This is a genomic window from Sphingobium sp. VMM, from assembly GCF_056790315.1.
Map to the genome: position 1 here is coordinate 98,183 of NZ_JBXGSI010000011.1, position 16,846 is coordinate 115,028.

A 16,846-nucleotide genomic window follows, 5' to 3' on the forward strand; every position below is an offset into this window, starting at 1 on the left:
AGCGATCGCTGACAAGGCCCTCCTGCCAGGACCTTCATGCGGAACGCTCCGCCCGAACCTCTCCCGACACTCCGATCGCCCCGGAACCTATTAGCTCCTCGCGCGTCAAGCCAGTCGAAGTATACCGGATGGTGTACTAACTTCTGGGTCATTCATGGGAACGCGCATTGATGACGAGGGCTATCCAGTCGCCTGCCCCGGAATGCGAGGGGGCCACGCTCGAAGCCGCTGAATTCGAGCGCTGCCTTTGCGCGGTCCTTCCAGCGCTGAGCAGATATGCGTGGTCGCTTGCCCGTGACCGGGACTCGGCTGAGGACCTTGTGCAGGAAACGTCGCTACGTGCCTGGCGGGCCAGGGCGCGCTTCACCCCCGGGACGAACTTCAAGGCCTGGTGCTACCGCATACTGAAGAATTGCTTTTTGAGCAGCATGCGGTGGCAAAAGATCGCGCGGACCGATAGCCGCGGAGACGACATGCCAGATGCACCGGTTGAGCCTTCGCAAGAAAAGGTGATCGAGTTGCAGGATATCGGGAAGGCTTGGGAACGGCTGACCCCTGTCCATCAGAGATCTCTGAACCTGGTCGCAATTGACGGGCTCAGTTATGAAGATGCCGCGCTGGCAGAGGGCGTGCCGCTCGGCACAATGAAGAGCCGTGTTACCCGTGCCCGGCAGGCGCTGGCCGCACTGATGAGCTCTCATGACGATCCTGTAATTCGTCAGCGTGCGCCGATGGGAAAAGCCGAGCCGGAGACCGGAACTATGTCATCGCCCCCGCAGCCGACTTCCGCCGAACTGGATCGCTTGCAGGTGCAGATGCTGCGCGCCTGGCGTGAACGGCGCATCGCCGCCTACTCCTTGCCGCTGGCCGCGTGATCGCTTTCCTAAGATCCGCCGCAAATTCGCGACGAAGGTGCGCGCTCGGCGGGGCGACGGGCGCTACCGAACGCTGACCTGACCTGCAATTCAGCTGGATCGAAGTGGGTGCAAGTCGCGCCGATTGTTCAACGGGACGCGTCCATCGGCCCTGTTGGCAACGATCTGACGAAGCGAAATCGGCAATCCCGGTCGGCTGAGGTCGTCACGCCTACCGGATATGAGACGATGCTCAGCGTACGTTTTGTCCAGCCTCTCACCGCCCCGATCCAGGAACATCCGCGTCCATGCCCGACCCTCATGTTTTCGACACCCTGCCGCTGGTCATACGGCCGAATCCCGCCCGCACGCTGGTGCGGCCGTTCGATCCCGGTGATCCCGAAGGTGTGCACAAACCCTGTCTGCGCCGCCGCCGCATCGCCGATCGCATCGCCGCGATCCCGGAAGCGGAGATCGCCGCGCTGCTGGCGGACATGTGCGATCCGTTGAGTCAGCGCATGCGGGATCCGGGCGGCCGGCTGCACGACCGGTACGCTGCGCTCGCCCGCGAAGAGGTGCTACCGGCGATGGACGAGGCACGGACGATCGTGGCGGGCGCCTTCTTCAGCCAGGAATATGCCTATGAATCCGCAGCGCTCTTCAATCCCAGCATCGTGCCGCATCCGGATCAGAGCGGCCTCGTCCCAGGAGAGACGCGCCTGCTGATGGCGCTGCGCGGTGTGGGGGAGGGGCATATCTCGTCCGTCACGTTCCGCGTGCTGCGCTGGACGCCGGGCCAGGTGCCGGTGGTGGAGCCGTCGGCCGATCGGGCGACGACGCCCCGGATCGAGGCCGAAGGGGAGCACGGCGTCCTGTTCACATGGCCGAAGGGGACCGATCCGTCCGAGGTCGTGCTGTTTCCGGCGACGCCAAGCCAGAAGCAGGGGATCGAGGACATGCGCCTCGTCCGCTTCGTCGAGGACGATGGCAGAGTGCGGCTCTTTGGAACATATACCGCCTTCAGCGGCAGCGCCGCCCGGAGCGAGATGCTGGAGGTGATCGGCACCGACCGGTTCAGCCTACGTCCCCTGACCGGCCACTGCGCGCGCGACAAGGGCATGGCGCTGTTCCCCCGGCGCATCCGTGGGCGTTACGTCATGCTGGGTCGGATCGACGGCGAGAACATGTTCCTGATGCGGTCGGACGATCCGTACGAGTGGAACGAGGCAACGCTGCTGCTGGAGCCCCATGCCGGCTGGGAAGCCGTGCAGGTCGGCAATTGCGGCTCCCCGGTCGAGATCGACGAGGGATGGCTGGTCCTGACGCATGGCGTGGGGCCGCTGCGTTCCTATTCCATGGGCGCGGTGCTGCTCGACAGGGACGATCCCACCCGCATCCTCGCGCGCACCCCGCGTCCGCTCTTGCGCCCCCGCGCGGAGGATCGCGGCGGCTACGTCCCGAATGTCATCTACAGCTGCGGTGCCTTTCTGTCGGGCCGCGATCTGCTGGTACCGCACGCCGTCGGCGATCATTACACCGCCTTCGCCACGACCACGATCGATCGCTTGCTCGCCGCGATGACGTAACGCCAGCGGCCCATGCGTTTCGCGCCACGGGGGGCAGGCTTGAAAGGCCGTTTCCACTGGCCCTTCCGTTCGGATGACGCGAGGCGGTGCCTGGCCTTTCAGGACCATCGCCACCCTTGCGGCTGGCGCGGCCGCCGCGCCGCTCCCACCCCCTCCGGCACGGCGGAACGCCGGGCGAGGACGGTCGGCAGTGGCGGGTGGCTGCATTTGTTAGCGCCAGCCACCGATCGAGCGATCTTCGGATCACTCCTTCACAGGCCGGATGAAGGCCGGTCCGCGGCAGGCGGGGGCGAAGCGCGCCATCCGAGCCCCAGGCTCTTGGCGATGGCGACATATCCGTTGGCGAGGTCGGCCCGGCTCTGTGTCAGCTGCTGACGGGCGCTGTTCAGCTGACGCTGGCTGTCGAGCAGGTCGATCAGGCTCGCCGCGCCGCGTGCATAACGCTGGCGGACCAGCGCCGCCGCCTGCGTCGCCGACCGCTCCCCCGCGATGCGCTCACCGAGCGCGCCCCGTTGCCCGCGGAATGTCGCGAGCGCGCTCTCGGCATCCTGCAACGCCTGCAGCACCGTCTGCTGATACTGCGCCAGGGTCTCGTCGCGGCCGGCTTCCGCCTGCCGGATCTGCGCGCGGCCGCGGCCGAAGTTCAGGAAGTTCCACCGCAGCATCGGCGTGCCGATCGCGGTGTAGTCGTCGAGCTTCAGGTCGCCCAGGGATGGTGCGCCCAGGCCGATGAAGCCAAGCAGCGACACGCTCGGGAACAGCTGCGCGGTAGTGGCGCCGATGCGCGCCGTGGCGGCCGCGATCTGCCGTTCCGCCGCGCGAACGTCCGGCCGGCGCCGGAGCATGGCGGCGGGATCGTCCACCGGCACCCGCGCGGGGACGAGCGGCAAGGGCGCGGCGCGCGCCAGATCGGCATCGACGAAGCCCGGCTCGCGCCCGATCAGGACCGCGATCCGATCGAGCGACTGCTCCACCTGCGCTGAGAGCGGTGTTTCCTGCGATTTCGACTGAGCCAATTGGGTGCGCAGCCTCGCCACCTCCTCCAGCGAAGCGGCACCGCGCTCGTACAGCTGCCGGGTCAGCGAGAGCGACTGCTCGTCCGTCCGGGTCGCCTCGACGGCGAGGATCAGCCGCTGCTGCTGGTCGCGCAGGTCGATATAGGCCTGAGCGACTTCCGCGGCGAGGCTTACCTGCGCGTCGGCGACGCGCGCCTCCGCCGCCTCCGCCTCGGCGCGCGCCTGATCGCGCTGGCGGCGACGTCCTCCGAAGATGTCGATCTCCCAGGTCGCGTCGAAGCCGACGGACCACAGCCCGCCGGTAGTCGCGTCCTCGGCCGCGGCCGCGGCCTCGCCGGCGGTGCCGCCCGGTGCCTGTCCCCCGGTCGAACTCCCGGCGGTCGAATTCCCGCCGACGATCTTGTCCAGGCCGAGCGGCGGCAGACGGTAGCGCAGGTAACTGGCGTTCGCACCGGCCTGCGGCAGCAGATCGGCCTGTCGCTCGCGCAGGGTGGCACGCGACTGACGCAGACGTGCCTCGGCGATGGCGATGCTCGGGCTGGATGCCAGCGCCTGTTCGATCAGCCGGTCGAGCAGCGGATCCTCGAACGCGCGCCACCAGCCGGCATCCACCACAGGCCGCGTCGGCAGATCGCCGACCCGGCGGAAGGGCGCGCCGCCCTCCGCGCCCGCGGCAATGGTCGGTGGGGCGGCATAGTCCGGCCCTACCATGCACCCGCCGAGCGGGAGGGCCAGCAGGAGCGGTGCGAGGCGTTTGGGGAAGGGCAGGGGCATCAGTGCGCAGCCATCGGTTTATCGGGATCAAGCGGCCTGAGCAGCAGGCTGATCGGGATCAGCGCGCAGGTGATGATGCCGAAGGTGAAGAACAGATCGTTGTAGGTCATCACCGTGGCCTGTCCGGTGATCTGTTGGCCGAGTTGCCGGAGCGCGCGTGCCATGCCGCCGACGGCGTCGCCCGCTCCGAACTGCCGGGCGAGGTCCCCGACATAGGTCTGCACCTGCTCGGAGGTGCGCGACAGCGTTTCGGCCAGGCGACGTTCGTGCAGATAGGTGCGCTGTTCCTGAAGGACGGTGATAAGCGCGAGTGCGAACGAGCCGCCCAGGTTGCGCGCGGCGTTGAACAGGCCCGAGGCGTCGCTGGCGTCCTCCGGAGGAACCGAGCTGACGGCGGCCTGATTGAGGAACAGCAGCGCCAGCACCTGCCCGAACCCGCGCAGCACCTGCCCGACGTAGAAGGCGCTGCCGGTCGACTCCGGATCGAGGTCAGTATCGATGAAACAGCCGACCGCCATGATCAGCATCCCCGAACACACCGCCAGGCGGACATCCACCTTCTTGATGAGCAGCGGGACGAGGGGCATCGTCAGCAGCATCGGCAGGCCGTTCAGCAGCACGATCTGGCCCGACTGGAAGGCGTTGTAGCCTGCCACGTTGGCGAGATATTGCGGGATCAGGTAGGAGATGCCGAACAGGATCGCGCCCACCGCCAGCGCGCCGGCGAAGACAGCAGCGAAACTGCGATCCAGCAGCAGCGCGAGCTTGATGACGGGCTTGCGGGACAGGAACTGGCCCATGAACAGCAGCACGAACCCCAACGCCGAGACGATCGCCAGGTTGCGGATCATCGGCGATGCAAACCACAGTTCGCGCTGACCGTCCTCCAGCACCACGGTAAGACCGCCGAGGCCCATCGCCAGCCCGACGATGCCGAGCCAGTCGGCCTCTCGCAGCAGGTGGAAACGGGTCGGCTCCCCGGGCAGGCCGATCATCATCAGGACCAGCGTCAGCGCGCCCACCGGCGCGTTGATGAAGAAGGCATAGTGCCAGCTGAAGGATTCCGTCAGGTAGCCGCCCAGCAGCGGCCCCAGCACCGGGCCGAGCACCGCCGTCGCACCGAACATTGCGGTGCCGATCGGCTGCTGATGCGGCGGCAGCCGGGTGGCGATGATCGTCATCGCGGTGGGGATCAGCATGCCCCCGAAGAAGCCCTGGCCGACGCGCCCGATCAGCATCACCGACAGGGTGTCCGCCGTGCCGCACAACAGCGAGAAGCTGACGAACGCGATGGTCGCGACGATGAGCACCAGCCGCAGCCCGAACAGGCGTTCGAGCCATGCAGTCAGCGGGATCGCGATGATCTCCGCGACGAGATAGGCCGTCGCGATCCAGGTTCCCTCGGATCCGCTCGCGCCGACCTCGCCCTGGATCGTCGGAAGCGCGGCGTTGACGATGGAGATATCCAGGGTTGCCATCAGGGCGCTGATCGTGCCCGCCAGCACCGCGAGCCAGGCCGACGCGTCCGCGTCTCGTCTCCCGCCCTTCTTTGTCCCCGCTGGCATCAGCGCTGCGCCTCGACCTGCTGCTCAATGGCTTTGTCGCGGTGTTCGATGACCTTCGTCTGCTCTTCCGCCTCACGCTCGACGCGCTGTGAATAGCCCTGCATGGCGCGCGTATCGACCGACACTTCGGCCGACAGGCCGGATACCAGCACGCGCCGGGCCTCTGGGCCTGCCTGCACGCGGATCCGCACGGGGACACGCTGCACGATCTTGGTGAAGTTGCCTGTCGCATTCTCCGGCGGCAGCAGCGAGAAGCGTGCGCCGGTTGCCGGCGCGATGCTTTCCACCACGCCCGGGATGTTTGCCCCCGGCAGGGCATCGACGTGGATCGTCGCAGGTTGCCCCGGCCGCATCAAGGTCAGCTGCGTCTCCTTGAAGTTCGCCTTCAGATAGAGCGCCCCGAGCGGCACCACCGCCATCAGTTCGGTGCCCGCCTGCACGTAGCGGCCGACCCGCACATTCTTGTTGCCGACGATGCCGTCGATGGGCGCGCGGAGCATGGTCGAGCCCAGGTCTACCGCCAGAGAGCGAACCTGCGCCTTGGCCGCCTCGGCTTGTGACAGCGCCTGATCGACCGATGCACGCAGCTGCCCGATGCGACGCTGCTGCGCGACGACGGTGGCGCGCCGCGAGCGGACAGTGTCCGCCGACTGGTTGCGCTGCGAGACGAGTTGCGCCAGCCGCTCCCGCGGCGAGGCACCGGATCCGGCGAGCGGCGCGTAGCGGTCTACCTCGAGCTGGTCATGCGCCAGCTTGTCCTGCGCGGCGGCGAGCTCGGCGGCGGCCTGCGCGATCTGCGCGCGCTGCTGGCCGATCTGCGCTTCGGCCGAGCGCGCGTTGGCATAGGAAGCGGCGACCTGCGCCTGCGCCTGCGCCACATCCGCGAGCGACTGGCGGGCGTCGATCTGCACCAGCGGCTGGCCGGCGCGGACGAACTGATTCTCCCCGACCAGCACGCGTATGACATAGCCCGAGACCTTCGGACTTATCGAAACGTCATCAGCCTCCAGATAGGCGTTGTTGGTGCTCTGCTGGAACTTGCCGTAGTTCCTGTAGTGTATCCAGTAGGCGATCCCGCCGATCACCAGCGCGATCACGATCACGATCGCGAGAATGCGGAACCACGGCCGCTGGAGCAGCGACGGCTTGTCGTCGTCCTCGTCCTCATCGTCGCCGCCGCCCTCCTGGTGCTCGGCTTCGGCGTCGCCTTCCTTCCTGTCATGCGCATCCTTGCGCTCGTCGGTGCCCGCCGATGGATCGGACCGGGCGTGATCCTCGCCATCCTGGGGCGGATCATCGTTGGAGCGATCGTCGGCATGGTCGGTCATGATGGCAGATTTTCCGTTGGGGGAAGGAAGGTGGGAGGACGCCGGCTACATGCCGCGGTGCGCCGCAGGACTGTGCGTAGAGTGGGACAGGTGGGTCATGATCCATACGGACCCGAACACCACCAGCAGGCAGACGAAGGCGCCGAAGGCGACCGTGACCGCATTGGAGCGATTGTCCGGCCCGGACGTCAGGTGAAGGAAGAAGACGAGATGGACGCCCATCTGGGCGACCGCCAGCACCACGATTGCCACGGGCCGCGCCGGCGCCCACACCAGCCCGGTCAGCGCGACCACGAACGTCGCGCCCGTCAGCAGCAGCGCGATCACGAAGCCGAGGATATAGACGCCCCAGCCACCGCCTCCCGCTTCCTCCTGCTCCTGCTCCTGCGATTCTCCCGGGGCGCTCGGATCGCGCGATGTCGCGTCGCTCATGCGATGCTGCCCCACACGTAGACGATGGAGAAGAGCCCGACCCAGACGATGTCGAGCGCGTGCCAGTAAAGCATGAAGCATTGCAGCCGCCGCTGGACATAGGGCTTGAACCCGCGCACCAGCAGCTGAGCCATCATCGTTCCCAGCCACATCAGGCCGACCAGGACGTGAACGCCGTGGCAGCCGACGAGCATGAAGAAGGCCGACAGGAACGCGCTGCGCTGGGGCGAGGCGCCGATCTCGACCAGATGCAGGAACTCGCGGATCTCCAGGCCGACGAAGACCGTGCCCAGCAGCCCCGTGGCCGCCAGCCAGGCCTGCGTGGCGATCATCTTCCGCCCCTTCATGGTCACGCTGACGAAGGCGCAGGTGAGGGTCGACGTCAGCAGGCACAGCGTCTGCAGCGCGACGCTCTCCATCTCGAACAGGTCGGCTGGGCCAGGGCCACCGGCCTGGTTCTTCGCCAGCACCGCATAGGCTGCGAAGAAGGATGCGAACATGATGATGTCCCCGATCAGGAACATCCAGAAACCGTAGGCGGTGGTGATCGACTGGTCCGGCGGGCCGTCCCAACCCGTCTCCTCGCGCGGGCCGTTCCGGGCGGCTGCGCTCATGCGCGTGCCTCCGCCTTCAACCGGGCGAGTGCCCGCTCGCGCGGTGCGCGGCCCTCGTGATCCAGTCGCGCGACCTCGTCGGCGGGCACCTCCTCCTCGTGGATGTCGCGCCACGCGTAGACGACGAACGACACCAAGACGCCCGTCAGCGCCAGGATCACCAGCCACCATATGTGCCAGATCGCGGCGAACCCGATCAGGGTGGAGAAGAACGCCACGACCACGCCGACGGGGCTGCGGCGCGGCAGATGGACGGGCTTGTAGTCGGGCTCCTCGGGCAGCGCGCCGCGATCGATGACAGCGGTCTTCATCCGCCAATAGGCATCTTCGCCCTCGACTTTCGGCAACACCGCGTAGTTGAAGAAGGCGGGCGGGGACGGCAGTCCCCATTCCAGCGTGCGCCCGTGCCACGGATCGCCCAGTTCGTCGCGCAGCCGATCGCGCGCGCGGATCGACACGAACAGCTGGACGACGAGCGCGACCGTGCCCGCGACGCTGGCCAGCACACCGCTCACCATCGTCCAGAGGAACGGCGTCCATTCGGGATTGTGAATATGCTGGAGGCGACGGGTCATCCCCTCCAGCCCCAGCCAGTACATCGGCATGAAGACGGCGGCGAAGCCCGCAAGGTGAAGCCAGAAGGCGATCTTGCCCCAGCCGTCGTGCAGGCGGAAGCCGAAGGCCTTGGGGAACCAGTAGGTGTAGCCCGCGATCGCACCGAAGATCACGCCGCCCACGATCACATTGTGGAAATGCGCCACCAGGAAGGCCGAATTGTGCAGCACGAAGTCGGCCGGTGGCACCGCGAGCAGGACGCCGGTCATGCCGCCGATCGTGAAAACGCCCAGGAAGGCGAGGCTCCACAGCATCGGCGTCTCCAACCGGACGGTGCCGCCCCACATGGTGAAGATCCAGTTGAAGATCTTCACGCCCGTGCCCACCGCGATGACGCTGGTCGCGATGCCGAACGCGGCATTGACGTCCGCGCCCGCGCCCATCGTGAAGAAGTGGTGCAGCCACACCGTGAAGCTCACCACCACGATGAACAGCGTCGCGGCGACCATCGAGCGATAGCCGAACAACGGCTTGCCCGAGAAGGTCGAGAAGACTTCCGAGAAGATGCCGAAGGCCGGCAGGATGAGTACGTAGACCTCCGGATGGCCCCATGCCCAGATCATGTTGACGAACATCATCGGGTTGCCGCCGGCCTCGTTGGTGAAGAAGTGGAAGCCGAGATAGCGGTCGAACGTCAGCATCGTGACGGTGGCGGTCAGGATCGGGAAGGCGGCGACGATCAGCAGGTTGGCCCCGAGCGACGTCCAGCAGAACATCGGCAGACGCATCATCGTCATGCCGGGCGCGCGCAGCTTGACGATCGTCGTCACTATATTGACGCCGCTCAGCAGCGTGCCGACACCTGCGATCTGGATCGCCCACAGATAATAGTCGACGCCGACGCCGGGCGAATAGGTGGTCTCGCTCAGCGGAGCGTAGGGCAGCCAGCCCGTGCGCGCGAACTCGCCGATGACGAGGCTGATGTTGACCAGCAGCGCGCCGCTGGCCGTCAGCCAGAAGCTCACCGCGTTCAGCGTCGGAAAGGCGACGTCGCGCGCCCCGATCTGGAGCGGGACGACGAAGTTCATCAGGCCGACCAGCAAGGGCATCGCGCCGAAGAAGATCATCAGCGTGCCGTGCGCCGAGAAGATCTGGTCGTAATGGTCCGGCGGCAGATATCCCTGCGACGCGCCGACCGCCACCGCTTGATGGGTCCGCATCATCACCGCATCGACCAGCCCTCGCACCAGCATGAGCAGGGCGAGCAGGCAGTAGAGCACGCCGACCCGCTTGTGATCGACCGTGGTGATCCATTCGCGCCACAGATACGGCCAGAGCCGCTGCCGCGTTGTCCACCACAAGGCGAACGCGCCGGCAAGGCCCACCAGCCCGGCCGCGACCAACGGCAGCGGTTCGTGGAGCGGGATCGCCGACCAGTCGAGGCGACCCAGCATCAACTGTTCTCCGCATCAGTGGAAGATCGATCCTGGCGCGGCCCAGCCGACGGACCGATCCGCTGCGTGACGATCGCGTCGAACAGGCCGGGCTGCACCGCCGGGAAGGCGAATGCGCGGCGGTCGCGACGCTGGCGGGCGATCACAGCGTAGGTCCGGGCATCGAGCGGCAACCCCTCGCGGCTCCCGATCCGTGCGGCCCAGATCGAAAAGCGCGCAGGCGGCACGGCGACCGCCTCGAAGCGCATGTCGGGGAACCCTTCGCCGCTGTAGTGCGCCGATAGTCCTTGGTATCGGCCCGGAACGCTGGCGAGCAGGTTCAGCTCGGTCGCCATGCCGTTCATCGTATAGACCATGCTGCCAAGCCTGGGCACGAAGAAGGCGTTCATGACGCTGGCCGAGGTCAGGCGGAAGCGGACGGGCCGACCGACCGGCAAGACCAGCCCGTTGACGGTGGCGATGCCCTGTTCGGGATAGATGAACAGCCACCGCCAGTCGAGCGACACGACCTCCACCTGCAACGGCGGCTCGCCGTTCGGCGCCTTGATCGGACGCGTCGGATCCAGCCGGTGCGATCCAACCCAGATGATCCCGCTGAGGAACAGGATCGTCAGCAGCGGGATCGATCAGACTACCAGCTCGATACGGCCGGAGTAGACGAACGCCTCGTCCCGGCGCGCACGGCGATTGCCGGCCCGAAACCACCACGCGGTCGCGATCGCCAGCAGGATCGTCGGAATGACGATCGACAGCATCACGGCCAGCGCGTTGATCAGGATCTCGCGGTTGGCCGCAGCGATCGGCCCTGCCGGATGCAGGATCGAGGAGGCGTTCATGCGTTCCTGCCCCTCGGGCCGGTCCCGGCGGCGGCGATCATCGTGCGGCCCGCCCAGCCGCCGGCGGCAGCGCGAAGACCATCAACGCGTCGCCCGCCCTGGTCTTGAGCTGCTTGTGCCCCGTGGCGCCGATGGCGACATATTGGCGACCACGATGCATGTATGTCATCGCCGAGGACTGTCCGCCTCCGGGCAGGCGGCCCGACCAGAGCAGCCGGCCGGTATCCGTCTCGAACGCGCGGAGATAATCGTCCTGCGCGGCGGCGATGAAGGTCAGCCCCGTCGCAGTCGCCACGCCGCCGCCGATGTTCGGCGTGCCCATGGCGACGCGCAGCCGCATGGGAATGCCGAGCGGTCCCGAATCAACGCCGGTTCCCAGCGGCCGGCTCCACAGCATCCGTCCCGTCGCGAGATCGGTTCCGGCGATGAATCCCCACGGCGGCGTGGTGCACGGCACGCCCAGGATCGAGAGCCAGATCGGCCGATCGACGCCCCACGGTGCACCCTTCTGCGGCGCGACATGCTGGTCGGGCCGGCGACCGCCGTCGCCGATGGCGATGTCCTTCACTTCGGCGCGCGGCACCAGGCGCACCTGGTTCGCGAGCCGGCTGTTGTTGGTGACGACGATCCCGCGGTTCGGGTCGACGGTCAGGCCGCCCCAGTTGAGACCGCCAATCGTGCCCGGAAACAGCAGCGTTCCGAGACCTTCTGCCGTGGGCGGCGTGTACATCCCGTCGTAGCGCATCCGCTGGAACTGAAGCCGGCAGAGCGCCGCGTCGATCGGCGTGAGGCCGAAGGCGTAGCGCGCATCGATCCGCTCGGGGTTCCGGCCGGGCGTACCGGCGAAGTTCGGGTAGAACACGGATTGTGGCTGGGTGGGGGAGAGCCGCTCTCCGCGCACGCCCCCGCGGGGCACGGGGACCTGCGCGACCGGCCGCAGCGGCCGGCCGCTGGCCGCGTCGAGGACGAACAGCGAGCCAGTCTTGGTGCCCTGGATCACCACGCGCCGGCGGACCCCGCCAATCGTGATGTTCGTAACGACGGGTTGCGCGCCGACATCATAGTCGAAGCGATCGTTGATGACGGTGCGGAAGGCCCAGCGCGTGGCACCGCTGTCGATCTCGACCGCGACGACGGCGGAGCTGAAGCGGTCGGCGGCGGGATCGCGCCGGCCGCCGGAATGATCGTTGCCTGCATTGCCGGTGCCCAGGAAGATCAGCCCCATTTGCTCGTCGGCCGAGATGACGTTCCAGACGTTCGGCGTTCCCTGCGGCCAGATCTCGCCGGGGCGTAGTTGCGCGCCCGGACGATCGATCCGCTTGACGTCCCACGCCCAGCGCAAGGCGCCGGTGGTCGCGTCGTAGGCGCGCACAACTCCCGAGGGAGCGTCGCTGCGCTGGTTGTCGCTGACCTGCTGGCCGACCAGCACGAGGTTGCCGACAACCGCCGGCCCGGAGTTGCTCGACGCATGCCCCGGTTCGCGCAGGCCCATGCCGGCCGTGAGGTCGACCGTTCCGCCGCGGCCGAACCCGGGGCAGGGCGTGCCGCGCGCGGCATCGAGCGCGATCAGCCGGCCGTCCGCCACCGCGACGTAGACGCGGGCCGCGCAGGCGGCGGCGCGGCCCCCCGCCGCACGGTGGAAACCCACCGCGCGGCATGCGGTCGAGAACATGGACTCCATCGCACGCGGCGCGACGCGCGGCTCGAACCGCCACTTCTCGCGGCCCGTCGCGGGATCCAGAGCAAAGACCCGATTGCCGGGCGAACACAGGAACAGGCTGTCGCCGATCTTCAGGGGCGTGTTCTGGGCTGCATAGGAAACGCGGTCGCTTGGGGCGAAGTCGCCGGTATGGAACTCCCAGGCCGGCCGGAGCTCCGCGACATTGGCGGGCGTGATCTGCGCCGCAACGGAGTAGCGCTCGGCTGCGTTGGTGCCGCCGAATGCCGTCCAGTCGGTATCGGCAGGGCCGCTCGCGAAACCTGCACGCGGATGCGTCGGCGCGCCCGGTCGCTCCCAGGCGAGCGCGACGCAGGCGACCATCACGACAAGCACGCCGAAGCCGCTGCCGACCGCAATGCGGCGGGCGCGCCCGCCACGGCCCATCATCCAGGCCGCCAGGGCGAGCGCGAAAAGGACCGCCACGATGCCGCAACGCCCTGCCAGGTCGATCGCCCAGGCGGGCTGCCAACCCTTGCCGGCGATTTCCCAGAGCGACCAGGTGATGGTCAGCACCAGCGCGGCACCGAGCGCCTGCACCCCCTGACCTGTATGCCCGCGCCAGTCCAGCACGCCGCCGGTTATCAGCAACAGGCCGGCCGCGGCGTAGTAGAGGTTGCCGCCCAGCACCGCGAGCCAGAGCCCGATGGCGAAGGTGGCGAGCCCGACCAGAAGCGCCACCGTCTGGACCGCGCGAAGCGCGAGCAGCCACGCGCGCCCGATCCGACGATCCGTCATCAGGCCGCTTCCGCCTCTTGCCTGGTGATTGTCGATCGGTGGCCAAGTTCGGGGCGATGCTCCGAAAGCCAGGCATCCATCGTCTCGTAGCCGATCCGGCGCAGATTCTGGAGCGTGGACGGACGCGTGTCTGATTTGCTTGCGGGGCCTCGCGAAGAGAGTTCGGGCGAGGCCTGCACCAGATGGAGATTGATCCGCTCGATCGGCCTCAAGGCGCCTGGCGGGCTCGGGCTTTCGCGAAGCGCTTCCTGCAGCTCCGTCAACGCCTTCAGATCTCTCAACAGACAGGCATTGAACCCGATGTCACTGATCCGTGCTACGGTGGCGGAGAGTGAATGGTGGACCTTGTCGACATCGAAGGGCGTGATCTGCAGAATGAGAATATCGGTCGCATCCTCGGCCAGAAGCAGCGGTTCCAGCGCGGGATTGGCAGAGTATCCGCCGTCCCAGAATTCCTCCCCGTCGATGCGCACCGCCGCGAAGACTTCGGGCAGGCACGCAGATGCCATCAGCGCGTCGAGATCAATCTCCTCGTTGCCGAACAGCCGCGCGCTGCCATTGGCCACTCGGGTCGCGGAGATGTGCAGGGGGATCGCTCCCCCGCGCCGCAATCCGCTCAGATCGATCGTTTCCGACACGATGCGGCGCAGGACGGACATGTCGCGGACGCCGGGCATCAGCGGGGACAAAAGAGGGGACAACAATTTGCCCCATTGCAGCGACAAGCGGATCCAGGGCTCCATGAGCGAGCCTGGCAGCCAACCGCCGTCCAGCGTGCGCAACGGCGACAGTCGCGCCACGGTTGTCCAAAGCCGCTCGAGACCTTCGAGCGCGCCCTTCCTGCCATTCGCGGACATTCCCGCGACGACCGCCGCTCCGTTCAGCGCTCCGGCACTCGCGCCGCTGATAGCGACGATTTCGACATCCTCTTGCAGGAAGCGCTCGATCGCGCCCCAACCATAGGCACCGTGCGAACCGCCACCCTGCAGGGCCAGGGCGACCCGCGGTCGCAAACAGTCGACTGCCATCAAGCCTGCCCCCTGCAAATAACTCTACCAGCCAGTGTACAAACCGCCGTTGGCATCTTTGTTGCAGCGCATCAAAAATATTTAGCGAGGGGGGCTCTCGCGTCCGAGCCGATTGTGGACGAGGGGAAGCGGATTTCGCCCGCGACTGGCGCTCTGCGTCGAGCTACCCCGCAGCAAAGATCCAGTGGCCTGTGAGCGGGCAAGGCGCCGCAAGCTTGCGGCACGCGGCTCGGTGATCGAGCTTGATCCCTCCGCGCGAGCCTATGTGGATTGCATGCGCACGCTGCCGCTCATCCAAGAGCTGATTACCGGAACGCTGGAGCTCACCTGCGCGCAGGTGCGTATGATCAGCGACGATCTGGCCAAGGCGCTGGGCGGTGCCGCGGCCGGCATGCTGTGGCGGGGAAGCTGGCGCAAGCGACAGGGCTCCCAACAGGCGAACTCGTCGCAATCGCCGCATACTTCGTGCCGGGCGACAATGCCATTGAACAGCATCGCCACGACCACGTTGCCTTCGTCCATGCCGACTACGCACCAGCGCGTCTGCCGCTGCTGAAAGCCAGTCTGCGGCGGTTCGATCTGTGCGGCACGATTGGTGAGCGGCGCAATCACCAGCAGCGTCGCCGCGGCAGCCGAATTGGCATCGGCAGCACGCTACGGGGCAGCGGCACGGGATCGACGACCCTTCCACGCCAAGACCTTTGCCGCCGATCGCGGACGGCTATTCATCGGCTCCTCCAACCCCGACCCGCGCTCGATGGAACTTGATACGGAACTCGGCTCCGCGATAGAGAGCGCCGATTTGGCGACACAGATGGCCGATCCGTTCACGGAAGCCGTGCCGGCGATGGTGCTTTTGCACAACTGCAGGCCGGATTTAACATAAGACTTATGCCGAACGTGGAGACCGTAGGCGCCAAGTAGAAACAACGCTCCTCCGCCAGATAGACAAGGCACACAGTGCCAGCGGATCGCCGGTGTCATGGCCATCCTCGATGAGCGAAGAGGGTCATGTGTGAGGAGGCGCTCAGGTCCGCACACGGGAGAGCACCCGCGCCGCGACACCACTCTGCGCCTGCAGCCGGCGGCCGTAGCGAAGCGCGGTCGACGGCGACGACCACCGCAGCGTCAGCGCGATCCCCGCGCCGTCCTCGCCGGCGGCGAACAGGTCTTGGGTTAGCCCGACGCGCAGCGAGTGGGTGGAGAGCGCCGCGATCGCCGCCTCCAGTTCGCCGGCCGGCAGCTCGACCAGCCCTGCGCCGAAGGCGGCCAGCGCGATCCGCCGGTAAATGCCGGTCACCCCCTGGCGGGTGAGCGGGGCGTCGCCGATCGTGTACGTCACCAGCATCGCCGCGCCTTCCACGTCCTCGTCGCCCCAGCGCGCATCGGCGAGTTCCTTCGACCGCTGTCGACGCCGATCAACGCCGACGCGTCGAAACAGCACGCCATCGGTGACCGCGGCCTCGCCGCGCCAGGCGGCGACGCGGCGCATGGTGTCGGCGGACAGCCACGCCCAGGCGCCGATCCCTTCCTGATCGGTCTTCGAACGCGGCAGGTGCAGGAGCCCGGTGCCGTCCGGCTGCGGGCGCAAGTCGGCGACCGCGACCGCGGTCAGTTCGCTGACCCGCAGGCCGGCGTCGTAGCCGAGCGACAGCAGCGCGGCGTCGCGCAGACCCTGCACGTCGCCGGTGCAGGCCGACAGCAGCGCCGACAGCGTAAAGCCGCCCGCCTCACCGAGCCCGCCGCCGAAGCGGAGCGGCGCCGCCTGGCGCTGCGCCGCGCCTTGGCGCCGACGATTGCCGCGCAGCGCGTTGCGGACCATCGGTGCCGCCGTCGGCAGCGTGTCACGGTCGAGCCCGAGCAGGCGGTGCACCGTCGCAAGGCTGGCGATCCGGCGGGCCAGCGTCGCGGGCTTCTTGCCGTCGGCTTCGAGCGCGCGCAGGTAGCGCACCAAGTCCTCGGGATCGGCGGGGCACGGGCGACGATGATCGCCGGCGCACCAGTCGAGCCAGCAGTCGAGGTCGGCCGCGACCGCGAGCTTGGAGGCGTCAGCCATCGCCTCGAGCGCGGTCTCGACGCCGAGCGCGCTGACCGGCGGCAGGTCGGCGGGCGCGGCGCGGCCGAGCACGGTCAGCAACCGCGCGTCGGGGGTGACGGCATCGTCGTCGCCGGCGGCGCGCCGCGAGCGGCGCTTGGGCAGTACAGCGTCGGTCCGGACGACCAGCAGCGTGGTCGACGCGGCTTGGCTGCTGACAGCTGACACAATGGCGTCATCTATGTCATCGACAGCCGATTGTGGCACGGCGTCAAGGGCGAGACCGATCGGATCCAGTTTGTCCTGATCCGGCG

15 protein-coding genes are annotated in these 16,846 nt (G+C 67.8%); 4 read left to right on the forward strand and 11 right to left on the reverse strand.

Annotated elements, in window-relative coordinates; genetic code table 11:
• Positions 1-170: 170 nt before the first annotated feature.
• Positions 171-875, forward strand: a complete 705-nt coding sequence (locus ACUCV3_RS15690; protein WP_294443956.1) for a sigma-70 family RNA polymerase sigma factor — start codon at positions 171-173, stop codon at positions 873-875.
• Positions 876-1,162: 287 nt separating this feature from the next.
• On the forward strand, positions 1,163-2,440 hold the full coding sequence (locus tag ACUCV3_RS15695) for a glycoside hydrolase family 130 protein (protein ID WP_294443955.1): 1,278 nt from the start codon (positions 1,163-1,165) through the stop codon (positions 2,438-2,440).
• Between the two features lie 251 nt (positions 2,441-2,691).
• Here the strand turns inward: ACUCV3_RS15695 and ACUCV3_RS15700 are convergent, their stop codons facing one another.
• The 10 genes from ACUCV3_RS15700 to ACUCV3_RS15745 all read right to left on the reverse strand — a co-directional run bounded on the left by ACUCV3_RS15700 (position 2,692) and on the right by ACUCV3_RS15745 (position 14,497).
• Positions 2,692-4,230: an efflux transporter outer membrane subunit gene (locus tag ACUCV3_RS15700; protein WP_294443954.1), complete on the reverse strand. Its 1,539-nt coding sequence runs from the start codon at positions 4,228-4,230 to the stop codon at positions 2,692-2,694.
• The gene (locus ACUCV3_RS15705) at positions 4,230-5,795 is read right to left on the reverse strand and encodes a DHA2 family efflux MFS transporter permease subunit (RefSeq protein WP_294443953.1); all 1,566 of its coding nucleotides are present in this window, start codon (positions 5,793-5,795) and stop codon (positions 4,230-4,232) included. The genes ACUCV3_RS15700 and ACUCV3_RS15705 overlap by 1 nt, the downstream gene beginning before the upstream one ends.
• A complete protein-coding gene (locus ACUCV3_RS15710) occupies positions 5,795-7,123 on the reverse strand; it encodes an HlyD family secretion protein (RefSeq protein WP_294443952.1) in 1,329 nt (442 codons plus the stop codon). Before ACUCV3_RS15710 ends, ACUCV3_RS15705 begins: the two co-directional genes overlap by 1 nt.
• Before the next feature lie 45 nt (positions 7,124-7,168).
• Entirely contained in the window at positions 7,169-7,555 is a 387-nt protein-coding gene (cyoD, locus tag ACUCV3_RS15715; RefSeq protein WP_294443951.1) for a cytochrome o ubiquinol oxidase subunit IV, read from the reverse strand.
• Positions 7,552-8,169 carry a cytochrome c oxidase subunit 3 gene (locus ACUCV3_RS15720; RefSeq protein WP_294443948.1) on the reverse strand — a complete coding sequence of 206 codons (618 nt, stop codon included), beginning with the start codon at positions 8,167-8,169 and terminating at the stop codon, positions 7,552-7,554. Before ACUCV3_RS15720 ends, cyoD begins: the two co-directional genes overlap by 4 nt.
• On the reverse strand, positions 8,166-10,178 hold the full coding sequence (locus ACUCV3_RS15725; protein WP_482240816.1) for a cbb3-type cytochrome c oxidase subunit I: 2,013 nt from the start codon (positions 10,176-10,178) through the stop codon (positions 8,166-8,168). Before ACUCV3_RS15725 ends, ACUCV3_RS15720 begins: the two co-directional genes overlap by 4 nt.
• Positions 10,178-10,699, reverse strand: a complete 522-nt coding sequence (locus ACUCV3_RS15730; protein WP_482240817.1) for a cytochrome ubiquinol oxidase subunit II — start codon at positions 10,697-10,699, stop codon at positions 10,178-10,180. Before ACUCV3_RS15730 ends, ACUCV3_RS15725 begins: the two co-directional genes overlap by 1 nt.
• Before the next feature lie 105 nt (positions 10,700-10,804).
• Positions 10,805-11,014, reverse strand: a complete 210-nt coding sequence (locus ACUCV3_RS15735) for a hypothetical protein (protein WP_482240818.1) — start codon at positions 11,012-11,014, stop codon at positions 10,805-10,807.
• 37 nt (positions 11,015-11,051) lie between these two features.
• Entirely contained in the window at positions 11,052-13,469 is a 2,418-nt protein-coding gene (locus ACUCV3_RS15740; protein WP_294443944.1) for a pyrroloquinoline quinone-dependent dehydrogenase, read from the reverse strand.
• Positions 13,469-14,497, reverse strand: a complete 1,029-nt coding sequence (locus tag ACUCV3_RS15745) for a patatin-like phospholipase family protein (protein ID WP_294443970.1) — start codon at positions 14,495-14,497, stop codon at positions 13,469-13,471. Before ACUCV3_RS15745 ends, ACUCV3_RS15740 begins: the two co-directional genes overlap by 1 nt.
• Positions 14,498-14,729: 232 nt before the next feature.
• Here ACUCV3_RS15745 and ACUCV3_RS15750 point away from each other — a divergent pair, with 232 nt between their 5' ends.
• Together ACUCV3_RS15750 and ACUCV3_RS15755 are read left to right on the forward strand one after the other, a co-directional pair.
• A complete protein-coding gene (locus ACUCV3_RS15750; RefSeq protein WP_294443943.1) occupies positions 14,730-15,053 on the forward strand; it encodes a hypothetical protein in 324 nt (107 codons plus the stop codon).
• A 39-nt stretch (positions 15,054-15,092) separates the two neighbouring features.
• A complete protein-coding gene (locus ACUCV3_RS15755; protein WP_482240819.1) occupies positions 15,093-15,383 on the forward strand; it encodes a phospholipase D-like domain-containing protein in 291 nt (96 codons plus the stop codon).
• 141 nt (positions 15,384-15,524) lie between these two features.
• On the opposite strand, the gene ACUCV3_RS15760 is transcribed toward ACUCV3_RS15755, so the two are convergent.
• On the reverse strand, positions 15,525-16,697 hold the full coding sequence (locus ACUCV3_RS15760) for a tyrosine-type recombinase/integrase (RefSeq protein WP_482240878.1): 1,173 nt from the start codon (positions 16,695-16,697) through the stop codon (positions 15,525-15,527).
• Between the last annotated feature and the right edge of the window lie 149 nt (positions 16,698-16,846).

What these genes read in the sequence shown, in the direction of transcription:
- ACUCV3_RS15690 (WP_294443956.1), top strand. Translation starts at nt 171, where the DNA reads ATGACGAGGGCTATCCAGTCGCCTGCCCCGGAATGCGAGGGGGCCACG.
- ACUCV3_RS15695 (WP_294443955.1), top strand. Translation starts at nt 1,163, where the DNA reads ATGCCCGACCCTCATGTTTTCGACACCCTGCCGCTGGTCATACGGCCG.
- ACUCV3_RS15700 (WP_294443954.1), bottom strand. Translation starts at nt 4,230, where the DNA reads ATGCCCCTGCCCTTCCCCAAACGCCTCGCACCGCTCCTGCTGGCCCTC.
- ACUCV3_RS15705 (WP_294443953.1), bottom strand. Translation starts at nt 5,795, where the DNA reads ATGCCAGCGGGGACAAAGAAGGGCGGGAGACGAGACGCGGACGCGTCG.
- ACUCV3_RS15710 (WP_294443952.1), bottom strand. Translation starts at nt 7,123, where the DNA reads ATGACCGACCATGCCGACGATCGCTCCAACGATGATCCGCCCCAGGAT.
- cyoD (WP_294443951.1), bottom strand. Translation starts at nt 7,555, where the DNA reads ATGAGCGACGCGACATCGCGCGATCCGAGCGCCCCGGGAGAATCGCAG.
- ACUCV3_RS15720 (WP_294443948.1), bottom strand. Translation starts at nt 8,169, where the DNA reads ATGAGCGCAGCCGCCCGGAACGGCCCGCGCGAGGAGACGGGTTGGGAC.
- ACUCV3_RS15725 (WP_482240816.1), bottom strand. Translation starts at nt 10,178, where the DNA reads ATGCTGGGTCGCCTCGACTGGTCGGCGATCCCGCTCCACGAACCGCTG.
- ACUCV3_RS15735 (WP_482240818.1), bottom strand. Translation starts at nt 11,014, where the DNA reads ATGAACGCCTCCTCGATCCTGCATCCGGCAGGGCCGATCGCTGCGGCC.
- ACUCV3_RS15740 (WP_294443944.1), bottom strand. Translation starts at nt 13,469, where the DNA reads ATGACGGATCGTCGGATCGGGCGCGCGTGGCTGCTCGCGCTTCGCGCG.
- ACUCV3_RS15745 (WP_294443970.1), bottom strand. Translation starts at nt 14,497, where the DNA reads ATGGCAGTCGACTGTTTGCGACCGCGGGTCGCCCTGGCCCTGCAGGGT.